Source organism: Proteus cibi (genome assembly GCF_003144405.1).
In the GTDB taxonomy this organism is placed as follows: domain Bacteria; phylum Pseudomonadota; class Gammaproteobacteria; order Enterobacterales; family Enterobacteriaceae; genus Proteus; species Proteus cibi.
The window spans coordinates 114903-131402 of the sequence record NZ_PENW01000007.1 but is presented as its reverse complement, the minus strand read 5'-3'; the positions used below and the strand labels follow the sequence as shown (position 1 = coordinate 131402).

Annotated in this window: 14 protein-coding genes; 13 read left to right on the top strand and 1 reads right to left on the bottom strand. The window is 37.8% G+C overall.

Features of this window, described 5'->3' with window-relative positions:
• Position 1 precedes the first annotated feature (1 nt).
• The 11 genes from cysN (at position 2) to DK865_RS02475 (ending at position 11997) form a co-directional block, all read left to right on the top strand.
• Entirely contained in the window at positions 2–1456 is a 1455-nt protein-coding gene (gene cysN, locus DK865_RS02535) for a sulfate adenylyltransferase subunit CysN (protein ID WP_109391103.1), read from the top strand.
• On the top strand, positions 1453–2070 hold the full coding sequence (gene cysC / locus DK865_RS02530) for an adenylyl-sulfate kinase (RefSeq protein WP_036913778.1): 618 nt from the start codon (positions 1453–1455) through the stop codon (positions 2068–2070). The genes cysN and cysC overlap by 4 nt, the downstream gene beginning before the upstream one ends.
• 331 nt (positions 2071–2401) lie before the next feature.
• Positions 2402–2692, top strand: a complete 291-nt coding sequence (gene ftsB / locus DK865_RS02525) for a cell division protein FtsB (RefSeq protein WP_036913758.1) — start codon at positions 2402–2404, stop codon at positions 2690–2692.
• A gap of 39 nt (positions 2693–2731) precedes the next feature.
• On the top strand, positions 2732–3478 hold the full coding sequence (gene ispD / locus DK865_RS02520; RefSeq protein WP_023582678.1) for a 2-C-methyl-D-erythritol 4-phosphate cytidylyltransferase: 747 nt from the start codon (positions 2732–2734) through the stop codon (positions 3476–3478).
• Positions 3479–3482: 4 nt separating this feature from the next.
• Positions 3483–3968 (top strand): 2-C-methyl-D-erythritol 2,4-cyclodiphosphate synthase, encoded by a 486-nt coding sequence (gene ispF, locus DK865_RS02515; protein ID WP_023582677.1) that lies wholly within the window; start codon positions 3483–3485, stop codon positions 3966–3968.
• Positions 3965–5017: a tRNA pseudouridine(13) synthase TruD gene (gene truD / locus DK865_RS02510; protein ID WP_023582676.1), complete on the top strand. Its 1053-nt coding sequence runs from the start codon at positions 3965–3967 to the stop codon at positions 5015–5017. The genes ispF and truD overlap by 4 nt, the downstream gene beginning before the upstream one ends.
• Positions 4995–5759, top strand: coding sequence for a 5'/3'-nucleotidase SurE (surE, locus tag DK865_RS02505; protein WP_036913756.1), 765 nt, complete (start codon positions 4995–4997; stop codon positions 5757–5759). The genes truD and surE overlap by 23 nt, the downstream gene beginning before the upstream one ends.
• Positions 5753–6379 carry a protein-L-isoaspartate(D-aspartate) O-methyltransferase gene (locus tag DK865_RS02500; protein WP_023582674.1) on the top strand — a complete coding sequence of 209 codons (627 nt, stop codon included), beginning with the start codon at positions 5753–5755 and terminating at the stop codon, positions 6377–6379. The genes surE and DK865_RS02500 overlap by 7 nt, the downstream gene beginning before the upstream one ends.
• Positions 6380–6532: 153 nt before the next feature.
• On the top strand, positions 6533–7645 hold the full coding sequence (nlpD, locus tag DK865_RS02495; RefSeq protein WP_036913754.1) for a murein hydrolase activator NlpD: 1113 nt from the start codon (positions 6533–6535) through the stop codon (positions 7643–7645).
• 687 nt (positions 7646–8332) lie between these two features.
• On the top strand, positions 8333–9316 hold the full coding sequence (gene rpoS / locus DK865_RS02490) for an RNA polymerase sigma factor RpoS (RefSeq protein ID WP_023582671.1): 984 nt from the start codon (positions 8333–8335) through the stop codon (positions 9314–9316).
• A gap of 1526 nt (positions 9317–10842) precedes the next feature.
• Entirely contained in the window at positions 10843–11997 is a 1155-nt protein-coding gene (locus DK865_RS02475; protein ID WP_109391100.1) for a hypothetical protein, read from the top strand.
• Positions 11998–12082: 85 nt separating this feature from the next.
• Here the strand turns inward: DK865_RS02475 and mutS are convergent, their stop codons facing one another.
• The gene (gene mutS, locus DK865_RS02470) at positions 12083–14647 is read right to left on the bottom strand and encodes a DNA mismatch repair protein MutS (protein WP_109391099.1); all 2565 of its coding nucleotides are present in this window, start codon (positions 14645–14647) and stop codon (positions 12083–12085) included.
• A gap of 337 nt (positions 14648–14984) precedes the next feature.
• Between mutS and DK865_RS18600 the strand changes: the two genes are divergently transcribed.
• Both DK865_RS18600 and DK865_RS02465 read left to right on the top strand, forming a co-directional pair.
• A complete protein-coding gene (locus tag DK865_RS18600; protein ID WP_162556601.1) occupies positions 14985–15134 on the top strand; it encodes a hypothetical protein in 150 nt (49 codons plus the stop codon).
• 206 nt (positions 15135–15340) lie between these two features.
• On the top strand, positions 15341–16471 hold the full coding sequence (locus DK865_RS02465) for a DUF3829 domain-containing protein (RefSeq protein WP_109391098.1): 1131 nt from the start codon (positions 15341–15343) through the stop codon (positions 16469–16471).
• Positions 16472–16500 lie beyond the last annotated feature (29 nt).

Sequence of the window (16500 nt, the reverse complement as noted above, 5' to 3'; positions counted from 1 at the left end):
TATGGGATTAGCAGCCGTTAAAACTAATCAACTTATCGCCGGTGAAATTGCACAACTTGGCGGTGTTGAAAGCTATTTAAAAACGCAACAAAATAAAGGATTACTGCGATTTCTAACTTGTGGAAATGTCGATGATGGAAAAAGCACATTAATAGGACGTTTACTTCATGATACAAGACAGATCTACGAAGATCAGCTTTCTACGTTACAAAATGAAAGTAAGAAGATCGGCACTCAGGGTGAAAAGCTCGATCTGGCTTTGCTGGTGGATGGATTAGCCGCAGAAAGAGAGCAAGGGATCACTATTGATGTTGCTTACCGCTATTTTTCAACTTCAAAGCGTAAGTTTATTATTGCTGATACGCCAGGACATGCGCAATATACTCGCAATATGGCGACAGGAGCATCAACAAGTTCACTTTCTATTCTGTTGATCGATGCTCGAAAAGGTGTACAAGAACAAACACGACGCCACAGTTTTATCAGCACGCTCCTTGGGATACGCCATTTAATCGTTGCGATCAATAAAATGGATCTGGTGGACTATCAACAAGCGACCTTTGATTCGATCCAACGAGATTATTTACATTTTGCTGATCAACTGCCAACAGATCTCATTATAGAATTTGTTCCTATTTCTGCCCTTGATGGTGACAATGTGGTTTCTCCCTCATTGAATATGCCTTGGTATCAAGGAAAAACGTTGCTTTCATTATTAGAGGATGCACCCGTTAAATTGGGTTCAGATGTGCAAGCATTGCGTTTCCCTGTGCAATATGTGAATCGTCCCGATTTAGATTTTAGAGGATACAGCGGTACGGTGTCTTCAGGTGTGCTTTACCAAGGGCAACAAATCAAAGTATTACCATCAGAAAAACAGACAACGATTAAACGTATTGTCACTTTTGAAGGGGATTTAACGCAAGCTAAAGCTGGGCAAGCAATCACCCTGGTTCTGGAAGATGAAATTGATATTAGTCGTGGAGATATTATTGTTGATGATAAAGATACAACCGCCAATATTAGCACTCATGCGTTAATTGACGTGGTGTGGATGTCAGAGCAGCCTTTAGTGCAAGGCCATACTCTAGACATCAAAATTGCAGGTAAAAAAAGCCGCGCCAAAATAGAGAACATTCATTACCAAGTGGATGTAAATAAACTTACCCAACAAGTGGTTGATAGCTTAAGTTTAAATGCGATTGGTAGTGTTGACGTCTCATTTGAAGAGCCACTGGTGCTGGATAACTATCAAGTCAATGCAGATACTGGCGGATTAATTTTTATTGATCGACTAAGCAATGTCACCGTAGGCGCTGGGCTTATTCGAGAAACAAGAGAAGATAATACGATCCAAACTATGACGCAATACGATGCGTTTGAAGTCGAGCTCAATCAGCTTATTCGTCGCCATTTCCCTCATTGGGGAGCGAGAGATCTTCTTGGGGGAAAATAGTCGTGATAAGTAACAATATTGTTTGGCACCCCCATAAAATTGGACTAAGTGAACGCGAATCACAACAAGCACACAAAGGATGTGTGCTTTGGTTTACGGGGTTATCTGGCTCAGGTAAATCCACTCTTGCCGATGCGCTAGAACAAGCGCTTTATCAGTATTCACAAAAGCATTCTCCCATTCATAGCTATTTATTAGATGGGGATAATTTACGCCATGGATTATGTTGTGATCTTGGATTTAGCGCAGAAGATAGGCACGAAAACATCCGCCGTGTGGGGGAGGTCGCTAAATTGATGGTCGATGCAGGGCTTATTGTCCTAACGGCTTTTATCTCGCCTTACCAAAAAGACAGACAACACGTTAGAGATCGCTTTGAGCAAGGAAGATTTATTGAGATCTTTGTTGATACCCCACTTTCTATTTGTGAAGCTCGTGATCCGAAAGGGCTTTATCAAAAAGCAAGACGTGGTGAGATAACGCAATTTTCAGGGATAGATTCTCCTTATGAACCGCCTATTGATCCTGAATTACATTTAGACGGCACGCTTTCTATAAGTGAACTCATTCAACAGATCCTCACCTATCTACGACAAAACCAAATTTACCGTTAATTTTATGATGATATTAAATTATCTCTGCACGAGCTTTCCAGAAAAAGGGGGGAGTGTGTAGAGATAATGTATGTAATTAGAGTAAAAATGCTTTATTTCGGCATATCATTTAAAATACCTCTCACGCTTTAATTACGCATTTATTATTTATACATTAATCTCATAACTCTTCATCGTAATAAGAAAAAATCAAACCTTAGTCTGAATTTTACAGAAGTTGTCCATGTTTATAGTGAGAAGAATAGGAATAATAATGTAATATATTCCGGCACTTTTGTGGCGTCTGTGGTTGAGTTGTGGGATGATTAGCCCATTAATCTTGGGGGTGGTAATGGGGAAATTAACAGTCTTACTTCTGATTTTACTTGGTTGGCTACAATATTCATTGTGGTTAGGTAAAAATGGTATCCATGATTACAACAAAGTAACTCAAGAAGTTGAATCTGCATTGGCGCAAAATACGCAACTAAAAGAGCGTAATGATCGTCTATTTGCAGAGATTGATGACCTCAATGGCGGGCAAGAAGCGTTAGAAGAACGTGCTCGTAGTGAATTAGGAATGATAAAGCCTAATGAGACATTTTTCCGTATTGTGAGTGATAAATCTCAACCACGTCGTTAATTTATTGAATTAATAGTGTGTCCTGATACAAATATCATAATGAACATAACAAACTCTACTCTTCCTATTGTTGCCGTTATTCCTGCAGCTGGTATTGGAAGCCGAATGCAATCAGTCTGCCCAAAACAATATTTGAAGATTGGCGGATTGACTATTCTTGAACATACCATTAATGCGCTATTAAAACACCCACGTATAACGCGAATTATCGTGGCGATCAGTCCTAATGACAGCTATTTTCACTCTTTACCTTTAGCGCAAGATGAAAGAATAATTACGGTTAATGGTGGTGGCGAACGCGCTGACTCTGTCTTGTCAGGTTTAGAGTATGTCACCCAGCATTTTTCTGAAAATACCTGGGCGTTAGTTCATGATGCAGCAAGACCTTGCCTGCACTTTGGCGATCTTGATCATCTTATTACATTAATTGATGAAAACGTTATGGACCCACAATTTTGCGGTGGCATTCTTGCGACGCCTGTTCGCGATACAATGAAACGTAGTCATCAACAAGATAATCATATTGAACAAACAGTCGAAAGAACAACCCTATGGCATGCTTTAACGCCACAATTTTTTCCTGCATTGCTATTAAAACAAAATATAGAGAATGCGCTCGCACAAAAAGCAACGATCACTGATGAAGCCTCCGCGATGGAGTTTGCTGGATATGAACCTTTATTAGTTAAAGGTCGTGCAGATAATATCAAAGTTACTCAGCCAGAAGATTTAGCGCTTGCAGAGTTTTTCCTCTCACGTCAAATCACCAGTATAAGGAACACATAATAAAATGAGAATTGGACACGGTTACGACGTACATAAATTTGGTGGCGAAGGTCCTATTATTATTGGCGGCGTCAGAGTTCCTTATGAACAAGGGTTGTTAGCTCACTCTGACGGCGATGTTGTATTACATGCGGTTACAGATGCTATTTTAGGCGCGGTAGCGATGGGCGATATTGGCACATTGTTTCCTGATACTGATCCGGCATACAAAGGTGCAGATAGTCGTGTACTCCTTCGAGAAGCTTTCTCTCGTGTAAGAGCAAAAGGTTACCGAATTGGTAATTTAGATGTCACGATTATTGCGCAAGCCCCCAAAATGCTACCTCATACACCGCAAATGCGAGTCAATATCGCTGAAGATCTTCATTGCCATGTTGATGATATCAATGTGAAAGCGACCACAACAGAAAAACTTGGATTTGTTGGTAGAAAAGAAGGCATTGCCTGTGAAGCCGTTGTTTTATTAATGAAAGAGTCATTACCTGAATGAGTGATTTACCCGAGCTCCATTGGTTACATGGAAAACCACAAGCAACAGGCTTACTAAAGTCAATTCCTGAAGATTTTATTGTCTGTGAAGATCTTGGTTTCACCCTTGATGGTGAAGGCGAGCATGTCATGGTGAAAATCAGAAAAATAGGTTGTAACACGGCTTTTGTTGCTGAAAAATTGGCAAAGTTTGTTGGGATACATCCTCGTGATGCTAGTTACGCCGGACTAAAAGACAGAAATGCTGTTACTGAACAATGGTTTTGCCTGCGAATGCCGGGTAAAGAGATGCCTGATTTTAGTCAGTTTGTTTTAGAGGGTTGCGAAATTCTAGAAACGACTCGTCAACAACGTAAATTACGTATAGGAACGCTAAAAGGTAATCACTTTACATTAGTGTTACGAGAAATTTCTGATCGCAATTTTGTTGATACTCGATTAGCGCAAATAAAAGCGAAAGGTATTCCTAACTACTTTGGTGCTCAACGATTTGGTCGTAATGGTGAGAATTTACGCCAAGCTATGCGTTGGGCAACGGACGAAATCCGTGTAAAAGAACGAGGAAAACGTAGTTTTTATCTCTCAGCAGCCCGCAGTGCGATGTTTAATCATATCGTCAGCAAAAGATTGGAATGTGATTTATATTCAAAAGTAATGCTTGGTGATGCAATGCAACTTCATGGCAGAGGGAGTTGGTTTGTTGTTGATGAAGCCGAACTGGCTCAAACACAAACTCGTTATGAAGAGCATGATGTTCATATTACGGCGCCTTTGCCGGGTAAAGGTGATTTAGGTACACAATCACAAGCATTGGATTTTGAAACTGAAAATCTGGCAGAATATGAAGCCTTCTGGTCGCTGGCTCGACAAGAACGCGTTGATAATGCAAGACGTGCTATCAATGTATTACCAGAAAATATGTCATGGAATTGGGGTGACGACACCACTGTTTCGCTGTCATTTTTTTTACCCGCAGGAAGCTTTGCAACTAGCGTTGTACGTGAATTAATTTTATTAGGGAATGATGATGCTGAAAATATTGGTGAGTAATGACGATGGGGTAATGGCTAAAGGGATACAGACTCTCGCTAAAGCATTGCGCCAGCGTTATGATGTACAAGTTGTTGCACCGGATCGCAATCGTAGTGCTGCGTCTAATTCTTTAACCATTGACAGACCTCTACGTAAGCAAGAGCTTGAAAATGGGGATATTGCGATTGTTGAGGGAACACCAACAGATTGTGTTTATCTTGGTGTAAACCATTTAGTGCGTCCTCGCCCTGATATTGTGGTTTCTGGTATTAATCATGGTCCTAATTTGGGGGATGATGTTATTTATTCAGGAACTGTTGCAGCAGCAACCGAGGGACGTTTTTTAGGTTTACCTGCCATTGCCGTTTCACTTGATGGTGAAACACACTTTGAGACAGCGGCTCAAGTGACTTGTGACGTCTTAGCAATGTTACAACAGGTACCGTTAAGAGCAGGAAATATTCTCAATATTAACGTACCAGATATTCCTCTTGATGAAGTAAAAGGTTTTCGTATTACACGTTGTGGTAGCCGTCATGCTTCACAACATGTTTATACTCATACCGATCCTAGAGGAAATAGTCTTTATTGGATTGGGCCTCCAGGTGAAAAAAATGATATAGGACCTGATACAGATTTTGCTGCTGTTGACGAAGGTTATGTTTCGATAACCCCATTACACGTCGATTTAACAGCCTATAAAGCACTCGATTTACTACAAGATTGGTTAAATAAAGCAGAGGTCAAAAAAACATGTTAAGTCGGTCAATGAAAGACTTACTGACAATGTTAAAACAGCATGGCATCAAAGATGAGAGCCTGTTGGAAGCAATGAGTAAAGTACCAAGAGAGCTTTTTATTGATGAAGCGCTTTCTCATAAGGCTTATGAAAATACCGCTTTGCCTATTGGCAATGGGCAAACTATTTCACAGCCTTATATTGTTGCCAAAATGACAACGCTACTGGAATTACAAAATACCGATTCTGTATTAGAAATTGGTACAGGTTCGGGATATCAAACGGCAGTATTAGCAAATTTAGTCCATCATGTTAGTTCCGTTGAGCGTATAAAGATATTGCAATGGCAAGCTAAACGACGTTTTAAACATCTTGATTTACATAATATCTCGACACGCCATGGTGATGGATGGGAAGGTTGGTCATCAAAAGCCCCTTTTAATGCCATAATAGTGACAGCATGTGCAACAGAAGTACCACAACAGTTATTGATGCAGCTAGCCGATGGTGGCAGGATGATAATACCTGTTGGTGAGCAACAACAAATACTGAAGTTTATCAGACGTTTAGGTAATGATTTTCACTATCAATCTATAGAAACTGTTAGATTTGTTCCTTTAATTGCCGGCGAGTTAGCATAACTTCCAGATAAATCTGACCGTTTTTTATTACTGCTTTTTAATAGCTTGTCGTAATCTGCACTAATAAATGAAACATTTTCAAAAAATTGCAGTCTTTTTGTTTAACTCGACAAATTGCTAGATGCTAATGCCTTTTTAAAGGGAGAAGGAAGTATGAATTCAGAAAGCCCAATTAAGCATATCCGCTGGGCAATCATGTGTTCGGTAATTGGATTTGCATTAACAGGCTGTGCAGACACACCTTATCGTCCTGCACCAATTACCTCTGTAAATGATAGCTCTTCAAATAATACGGTATCAACCGCACCTGTGATGACAAACAGTAATGCGACACCTATTGAAAGAACTACCCCCTTACAATCATCACCTCCTCCTTCTATTAAGGTGAACTCCGCTTCGTCTAATGGAGGCATGAGTCAACCTCAAAGCCAGCCTCGCACTCAAACGTCAGTTGCCGCTCAAAATGTAAGTACGGATGGATCTGGACGCATTGTGTATAACCGTAATTACGACAGTATTCCGAAAGGAAACTACAACGGTAATACATATACCGTAAAACGTGGTGATACTATGTTCTATATCGCTTGGATAACTGATAGTGATGTAAAAGAACTAGCATCAATGAATAATATCCCAGAACCTTATAGCTTAAATGTAGGACAGGTGCTGAATATTGGTAACCGTCAGGTCAATACGGGAACCAATACTAATGTCAATACATCGGTTATTAATCAATCAAGTAGCGCTGGTGTTCAAACGGCACAGACTAAACCAACAAACAATGGTGCTATGGGACCATTGATTACTAAACCCGCAACAACACAACCAAAGACAACGACTCCGCCACCAACAACAAATACTACAACTGCAGCAACACCAGCACCAACGGCGACTTCGGGTAAGTGGATTTGGCCTGCACAAGGTAATATTATTGAAAATTATTCAAGTGCACCGGGTGGCAATAAAGGTATTGATATCGGTGGTACAAAAGGCTCACCAATCGTTGCAACGGCTGCGGGTAAAGTGGTTTATGCAGGTAGCGCATTACGCGGTTACGGTAACCTCGTTATCATTAAGCATAATGACGAATACCTCAGTGCATATGCACATAACGACACCATTTTGGTACGTGAACAGCAAAATGTGAATGCGGGTCAGCAAATTGCCACAATGGGTAGTTCTGGAACCAGCTCTGTCCGCCTACACTTTGAGATCCGCTATAAAGAAAAATCACTCAACCCAATGAGTTATTTACCTAAAAAATAGATAAGTCTTTTTTTACACGTATAGTGAATAATCCTAAAATTAAGCCCTCTCCTTTACAAAAAGGAGAGGGCTTTTTCTTACCTGTAATTAATTAAAATATTGAAACAAAATAAATTTTATCTAAGTATAAGTGCTTATTTAAAGATCATTAAAAATGAGAGGTTAATATAAAATTATAGATAACGTTAAATTAGACGGTTGATTCTCAACCAATGAATGCGTATGCTAAAAATTGTTATATAAAAAATGAATAAAGATTCGTGGCTATTAAAAGATGGGCTATAGAATAATTCCTTGTTTAAATAGGTTTTTTCTTTATTAGATTATCTTTTTAATAATAGTACATAATAGAAATTATTGGGTATTATTTTATTATTATGGGTTTTTATTTGTTTTTTTAGATGCAAATAGTCACAAGTAGCGCATTAAATGGAGTAATTTTACGTATAGATAAATGTACGTAAAATATAATAAAAAAACTGTTAATAGCCTGCACTCAATAGTTAAGTTATATATTGAATAAAGAAAGAATAAAATTAACAGTAAAATAGATTATGTTATCTTTTATTTTGTAATTCGTTACAAGGGAAAATCAGTAAACCCGTTGTGTCGTGACACAGCGATAAACTGGTAAACAGACTTTAATCATGAGTCGTTTACCTAAATTATCAAGGGTAGGAGCAGCTGATGAGCCAAAGTACGCTAAGAGTAGACGAGTTATATACAGATGAAATTGAAGAGAACATGGAAGAGTTCGACGAAGTTGCTGCAAAAGAGGCAGAAAATGAGTCTGATGCTCAAGATGAAATTGAACTTATTGAAGGAGTCAACCAGCGTGCGCTCGATGCAACTCAGCTTTATTTAGGAGAAATTGGTTATTCTCCGTTGCTGACCGCTGAAGAAGAAGTTTTCTTTGCCCGCAGAGCGTTGCGAGGTGATATTCCTTCAAGACAACGAATGATAGAAAGTAACCTACGTTTGGTTGTTAAGATCTCTCGTCGTTATACAAACCGAGGTCTTGCCCTGCTTGATTTAATTGAAGAAGGAAACTTAGGACTTATTCGTGCTGTTGAAAAATTCGATCCTGAAAAAGGTTTCCGTTTTTCAACTTATGCGACATGGTGGATACGTCAAACTATTGAACGTGCCATTATGAACCAGACTCGTACTATCCGCCTTCCTATTCATATTGTTAAAGAGTTGAATGTTTATTTAAGAACGGCAAGGGAATTAGCACACAAACTCGATCATGAGCCGAGTGTTGAAGAAATTGCACAAACATTAGATAAACCCGTTGAAGATGTCAGTAAGATGCTACGTTTAAACGAACGTATTACTTCTGTTGATACCCCAATTGGGGGTGATTCAGATAAAGCATTACTTGATATTATCTCTGACGAAAATGAAGAAGGACCGGAAGCAACAATTCAAAACAATAACCTCAAGGAAAATATCATAAAGTGGTTATTTGAATTGAATCCGAAGCAACGTGAAGTATTAGCACGTCGTTTTGGGTTATTAGGTTATGAAGCAGAAACTTTAGAAGATGTTGGTAGAGAGATTGGTCTGACAAGAGAAAGGGTTCGCCAAATTCAAGTTGAAGGACTACGTCGCTTAAAAGACATTCTACAAAGTCAGGGGTTATGTATTGAAGCACTTTTCAAAGCATAGTTAGTCACCTATTTTCTGTTTATAGCTTTAATTGACATATTGTTATTATCAAAGCCGATTAGTGAATTGACTAATCGGCTTTTCTTTATCTTGTATTATGCGATTCAAAACGATAAAACAAGAACGCAGTCTTGCACCTCGTTAGCCTGATGAAAGTGATAAAGGAAGATATGAAAGATTATTTTTTAAACGTTAAATTAGAACGTTGCGATTTTAACCAAAGTGAGATCTCTCCGAAAGGTATGGTGAGATTAATCGCATCAGGTAAAAACTTTTATCTCAATGACGCTGATTTTGCTAATTCTCAAGATTTTCTTAAACGACTAAAACAAGATGATGAGCTTAAAATCTGTGCCGAGTTATTGAAAGATGGCAGTTTCTGGGTGCAATGGATTTATCATGATACAAAAGGAAGGCTTGANACTAAAACAAGATGATGAGCTTAAAATCTGTGCCGAGTTATTGAAAGATGGCAGTTTCTGGGTGCAATGGATTTATCATGATACAAAAGGAAGGCTTGAGCCTGAAAGAAAATTCACACTAACAGCAAAACAACAAAAATGGTTATTACTTGCGTTTATTCTTACCGTAATAGGGGGGGGATGGAGTTATTATTCACTGCTCTATCTAGACGTTAATTTCCTTATCGTCGTTTCCATGGTGATTTCATTTGGTGCTGTAATGGTCGGGGTGAGTTATATCGGAGAGAAAGTCTATCGCTATTTTCAGCGTACCAGACCGAAACATAGAAAGAGAATAAAGGCGTTAGATAACGTTATCGCTAAGCAAGATATCATTGCGCCTGATGGCGAACAACTGATTATTCCACACATAAAAACAGTTTCATTGCCAAAACGTATTACTCGTAAAAATCCAACTTTTCATATAAAAGACAACAAGGTACAACGAGTTAGAGGAAAAATAAAACTTCATCATGTTGATAGAATAAAAATACATTCCCGCAATAGCGAAACTGTAATAATGCAAATATCCTGTCTAATTGATAAACATCCTTTTGTATTCAGTTATAGAGAGCGCTTATTTTATTCTGATCATAATTTGTTTCTTGCTGATGGTGATGATGTTGAATTATTTTTTTGGCAGGCTGAAGATAAGAACTCAGGACCTATTGTCTTGGGCGTTTATAATCATACAGATAATGGCGCTTATTCAATTTCAGGACAAATGTATATTGGGCATCAACGCACTAAGCGTTTATCGTTGTTAATTACAGGATTAATCAGTGCCTTTATTTTCTCAATTTTTACTATTTTGTCTATTTCAGATGTTTACGATAATGGTAATTATTGGGATAAATGGGATTGGTTTTTTATTGGTGATACCTTTTTAGGAATGGGGATCATCTTCAGCTCTATTATCACCGGGTTTGCTTTTTTAATTGCCTTATTTTCAAATCTTTATATTTTGTTATCCCAAAAAGGGAATAGTAGTTATCAAACCTATTTTTTACTTCAACAGCAATGTGTTGAAAATAAAAGAACGGTTTATATTACGGAGTTAAGTCAATGAATCCTTTTTTCCGTAAGCCTTTCATTATTATTACTAGCTTATTTATTTTAAGCTTACTGCTTTTTTATGGTGTGCTTTTTCATGGTTTTGCCTCTAAGTGGCAATGGAAAAATGAAGACTCTCCTGAGTTATCTTCATATCCTTATTCTCGTTATGATTGGCGTCAAACTTTTAATGCACCAAGTGGCATTCTAATTAAAACCGAATCCGATCAGGGGCGATATGACGTCGATATTTATGGGCGACTTCATCGCCAAGATAACCAGAGAAAATATACACTGTACTTTTCTGATAAAGAAGGCACCCGCTTTGTATCACAAGGTCAAGGTAGCTTTTATAACGCTTATTGTATTACTGAAAAATGTGTTTTATTTACAGAGCAGGGACGGCAAGTGATGAACTTAGCCAAATTTATGCTTGATGATTTAATTCCTTGGCAAGAGAATCAAAATGGTTATTATCGTTTCCCTTTAGCGCTTATTGGTGGAAAACTATTATATTCAGAGGCAACATCGCAATTAGTATTAGTTGATAATAAAACGATAATGACAAGTTTAGATGACGGGGAAAGTTGGGAATATGCTATTAATACAGAAGATTTGGTGAAGCAGTATTATGCCGAAGATTTTGGTGAGTTTACACAATTTCATTATGCCCTTTCAGGTGATTCTCTTGTTATCTTTTACAATCATCATTACACAACCAACACGTTAGAAATCACGCTAAATTTAGTCAATAAAGAAGTGACAAAAACACGTTGGCTACCATTGCGAGTTAAAGAAGTGGCTCAAAATGATAAAGGCGACACCTATCTGATTACTCAACATGCTTATCGAGATCTCTATTCTGTTGTTCGGCGTCAAATTGATGGGAATTTAATGACTTTCTATGAAAGTGGCTATAAATATTTAAGTGGTTTGATGATAAGTCATGATTCTTTAATTTTAAATAGAGGTCGTAATGATGATGAAATCACGTTAGTTTTCTCATTTAAAACAAAAAGTTATGCATATTATGAAAAAGTTACTGATGATATGATGTTTAATCCAGCATTGTCTGTATTTATTCGTTTATTTGAACGCTATGGTGATGAAGATACGTTGTTACTATTCGGTGAACGTTTAAAATATAGCCATGCTTTAATTAATTAAAGTAAGTATTCTCCTTTGATTAAATGTTATAAAAATGGCGCTGTGGAATAAACATAGCGCCATGTTTCATTTTTATCATTATGACTTATTTTGTCATCTCTTTTAAACGATAAAGTTGTTCTAAGGCTTGTCGAGGTGTTAGTGCATCAGGATCGATTTTATCCAATGCTAATTCAATCTCTGAAGGCTCGGCTTCGGTTAATAACATCAGTTGTGATGTTTCAACATGACCGGAGCCAGAGTTACCTGATAGCATTTCAAGCTCTTTTAATTTTTGTTTAGCGCGACGGATCACCTCTTTGGGTACGCCCGCTAATGATGCTACGGCTAAACCATAGCTTTTACTTGCGGCACCTTCTTGGACGCTATGCATAAAGGCAATTGTGTCACCATGTTCGACGGCATCTAAGTGAATATTTGCTGTCCCTTCTAATTTCTCTGGTAAGGTCGTCAATTCAAAATAGTGGGTTGCAAAGAGTGTCATTGCTTTAATGCGATTTGCTAAGTTTTCAGCGCAAGCCCAAGCTAGAGATAATCCATCATAAGTGGATGTACCTCGACCAATTTCATCCATTAACACCAAGCTATTTTCCGTTGCGTTATGCAAAATATTGGCAGTTTCTGTCATTTCAACCATAAAAGTAGAACGTCCAGAAGCAAGATCATCAGAAGCCCCCACACGCGTAAAGATACGATCGACCGGACCAATTAAGGCTTTTTCAGCGGGTACAAAGCTCCCTATATAAGCAAGTAACGTAATTAATGCGGCTTGGCGCATATAAGTACTTTTCCCCCCCATATTAGGGCCTGTAATAATCAATAAGCGACGCTGAGGTGCTAATTGTAATGGGTTTGAAATAAAGGGTTCGCTAAGGACTTGTTCAACAACAGGGTGACGTCCCCCTGTGATTTGAATACCTGTTTTCTCACTCAATTCTGGGCGAGTATAATTTAATGATTCAGCACGTTCTGCAAGGTTAGAGAGAACATCTGTTTCAGCTAAAGCCTCAGCACTAATTTGTAATGCGGTAAGGTGAGGTAATAGCTTTTCAAAAATCTCCTCATAAAGCATTTTTTCGATAGCTAATGCCTTACCTTTTGAAGTTAATACCTTATCTTCATACTCTTTTAATTCAGGAATGATGTACCGTTCAGCATTTTTCAACGTTTGACGACGAACATAATGCATAGGGACTAAATTGCTTTGTCCACGACTGACTTGAATGTAATAACCATGTACACCATTAAAGCCTACTTTCAGTGTATCAATACCCCATTTTTCACGTTCACGGACTTCAAGTTTATCAAGGTAATCACTTGCACCATCGGCCAATGCTCGCCATTCATCTAATTCGGCATTATAGCCAGAAGCAATAACACCACCATCACGGACTAAGACAGGCGGTGTTTCGACAATGGCATGTTCAAGTAATTCACATAATTCATCGAACTGGCTAATACGCTTTTGTAATTCTTTAATGTAAGGCATATCGGCTTGTTCAAGCACTTGATGAATATCGTGATATTGTTGGAAAGCGTGACGCATACGAGAAAGATCACGAGGGCGTGCTGAACGTAATGCTAAACGCGCTAATACACGCTCTAAATCACCAACTTGGCGTAAAAAAGGCTGCAGTTCAAAATAGAGAGGCTGTAATGCACTAATTGCATCTTGTCGTTTGATAAGTTGTTCACGTTGGCGTAAAGGCGAGTGTATCCAACGTTTCAGCATACGGCTTCCCATTGGGGTAACACAAAGATCAAGTACTGATGCGAGTGTGTTATCCGTACCCCCTGCAAGATTTTGTGTTAATTCGAGATTACGACGAGTTGCCGCATCTAAAATAATTGAATCTTGAGGGCGTTCCATCGTGATGCTACGGATATGAGGCAATGCAGTGCGTTGTGTATCTTTCACATATTGCAATAAGCACCCTGCAGCGCAGAGTGCTAAATGTGCATTTTCAACACCAAAGCCGGTTAAATCACGAGTACCAAATTGCAGATTCAGTTGTTGTCTTGCTGTTTCTGGTTCAAATTCCCAAATAGGGCGACGACGTAGACCTTGCTGACGCTCAATAAGCGCCATCGACTCAAAGGTTTCTGGATAGAGCAATTCGGCTGGATGGGTGCGTTGTAATTCGGCAATCATGCTTTCATTATCTGGCATTTCAGTAACACGAAAACGTCCGGATGTGATATCTAACGTCGCATAGCCAAATGCGCCATTTTTATCTTGCCAAATAGCTGCTAACAGGTTGTCTTGGCGTTCTTCAAGTAAGGCTTCATCAGTGACAGTACCTGGTGTAACAATACGAATAACTTTGCGTTCAACAGGGCCTTTACTGGTTGCAGGATCACCAATTTGCTCACAAATGGCGACAGACTCGCCTAATTGCACCAATTTAGCGAGATAGTTCTCAACGGCGTGATGAGGAACACCTGCCATAGGGATCGGTTGACCAGCAGACTGACCTCGTTTTGTTAATGAAATATCTAATAAGCGAGAGGCTTTTTTAGCATCATCAAAAAACAGTTCATAAAAGTCACCCATACGATAGAACAGTAAGATTTCAGGATGTTCTGCTTTAATCTTAAGATACTGTTGCATCATTGGTGTGTGGGAGTCTAAATGTTGGATGTCAGTCATGTTGTTGTCTGTCTTAACGTATTGAATTTTGAGTTATTTGTGAAAATCTGTTGTAACACCGCATTTCGTTCTATTTCACAAGCTTTGCACGATCATATCACAAGGTTTCAGTCAGTTGTTTTAATGATACAAATATCTTTTTAGACCGAAAGCGAAATAATTATAATCACTACAATAACGTAAAGAAAACCGTATTCGTACCATTCAAATCTCTTTAGCGAGAGAGCAAAATAGCTTATCCACTAAGCAAGTCATTGCAATTATGGATGGAAATGGTCGTATGGAGCGATAATGGCAATCTGTTATTTTAAGCAAATGGCGTGCTAAGTTAGCTTGGTTGCCTGTTGAAACACGTATCCAGCAACATCAAGATAATTATTATCGAGTATTGGGTGAAGCTGACAAATTAAGTGATAGTACCTGCTTTATTGATTTTATATTAAAGCTTATTGTCCAAACGTTAAAAGAAGGAATTAAAAATAGCTAATATAGGGTATCGCTAAACTCTTTAAAAAATATTTATAAATATATAACGTTATATTTAAGTAAATATACCTTATCAATCAGCTCTTAATACTCTTATAAAGAGTATTGTTGCGATATTTCAAATTAATTTAATAAATAATAGTCATTAATTATTAAACTCATTATAGTTTATAGCGAGTTGATTACTTAATAATATAATGAGGGATTATGAAAAAGAGCATATTGGCATCGATAATAAGTCTTTTGTTAATATCAGCAGTCGGTTGTGATAATTCAAATGAAAATTCGAATACAGGAACACCATCGCAAGATAAAAATAAAACAGAGCAAACAACACAATCTAAGCCTGATTCAAAAAATACACAATCTGATGAAGCTTTATTTAGTCAAAAAATTGAAAAAGGTAATTTGTGGTTAGCCACGTTTAACGAAGATTTTGGCACCATTATACAGAAAAAAACGGGCAGAATTTCAGGCACAATTAACATTAATCTTTTAGATAATACGAAAACAGTTTTAACAAGTTTAAGTTCTGACAAAGGTAAAACCATTGATATCACACCTTTTAAAGTGCTTGAGACTGAAACTGATCAAATAAAGAGAATGAAAGCAAGTAGTTCTATCATGTCAGTAAGAAGTACTTTCTCTATGCATTTGAGTGAATCAGGTGCAGAACGCGCTCAAGAATCTTTTGAATTTATGAAAACGCTTTCTCCTACACTTCCAGAATTAGATACTGTAGGTAATGCTTATGGCGAAAGTTATGTTGATTTATATAGAAAATTATTGAAACTTGGTGATTATCTGGTTGTAAAGGAGACTTATCGTCTAGATGATTTTGCACAAGCCAATACGTTGTATGAAGAGGTCAAAAATGCTTACGCCAAACTCGTCGATGAGAAAGAAAAAGCCGCTGAGGCATATGAAAACTATTACCAAGCAATGCATATTGAAGAGCTTGAATTAGTGAAAAAAGAAGGCTTCGTTGTTCGTTATCAAATTATGCAATCCTTGGATACAGTAACCAATACACTTGATTCAATCAATCCCGATAAAGTTGATGTGGCTGCACTCTCTGCTGCAATTACCAAAATTGAAGAACAATCAATTGAATTAGGAAAAGTATTTGGTAATGAAGCATTGTTGAATAAAGAAAATATGAAAGGTACGGATTATTCGGTTAAAGAGTATTTGAAATTATACCAACAACTTGTGATTGAGTTAAAAGTATTAGAGAAAAAACTCAATGAGAATAAAGATATATCAACTAGCATTAATACGATTTCAAATAAATATAAATACTTGATAGAGAATTATAACTCGCTAATAGCAAAATAATATTTACGCTATAAAAATGTAAATCGCAC

Bases quoted from the DNA above. Each gene is read 5' to 3' on its own strand.
- cysN (WP_109391103.1), top strand. From the start codon at position 2: ATGGGATTAGCAGCCGTTAAAACTAATCAACTTATCGCCGGTGAAATT.
- ftsB (WP_036913758.1), top strand. From the start codon at position 2,402: ATGGGGAAATTAACAGTCTTACTTCTGATTTTACTTGGTTGGCTACAA.
- ispD (WP_023582678.1), top strand. From the start codon at position 2,732: ATGAACATAACAAACTCTACTCTTCCTATTGTTGCCGTTATTCCTGCA.
- ispF (WP_023582677.1), top strand. From the start codon at position 3,483: ATGAGAATTGGACACGGTTACGACGTACATAAATTTGGTGGCGAAGGT.
- truD (WP_023582676.1), top strand. From the start codon at position 3,965: ATGAGTGATTTACCCGAGCTCCATTGGTTACATGGAAAACCACAAGCA.
- surE (WP_036913756.1), top strand. From the start codon at position 4,995: ATGCTGAAAATATTGGTGAGTAATGACGATGGGGTAATGGCTAAAGGG.
- DK865_RS02500 (WP_023582674.1), top strand. From the start codon at position 5,753: ATGTTAAGTCGGTCAATGAAAGACTTACTGACAATGTTAAAACAGCAT.
- nlpD (WP_036913754.1), top strand. From the start codon at position 6,533: ATGAATTCAGAAAGCCCAATTAAGCATATCCGCTGGGCAATCATGTGT.
- rpoS (WP_023582671.1), top strand. From the start codon at position 8,333: ATGAGCCAAAGTACGCTAAGAGTAGACGAGTTATATACAGATGAAATT.
- DK865_RS02475 (WP_109391100.1), top strand. From the start codon at position 10,843: ATGAATCCTTTTTTCCGTAAGCCTTTCATTATTATTACTAGCTTATTT.
- mutS (WP_109391099.1), bottom strand. From the start codon at position 14,647: ATGACTGACATCCAACATTTAGACTCCCACACACCAATGATGCAACAG.
- DK865_RS02465 (WP_109391098.1), top strand. From the start codon at position 15,341: ATGAAAAAGAGCATATTGGCATCGATAATAAGTCTTTTGTTAATATCA.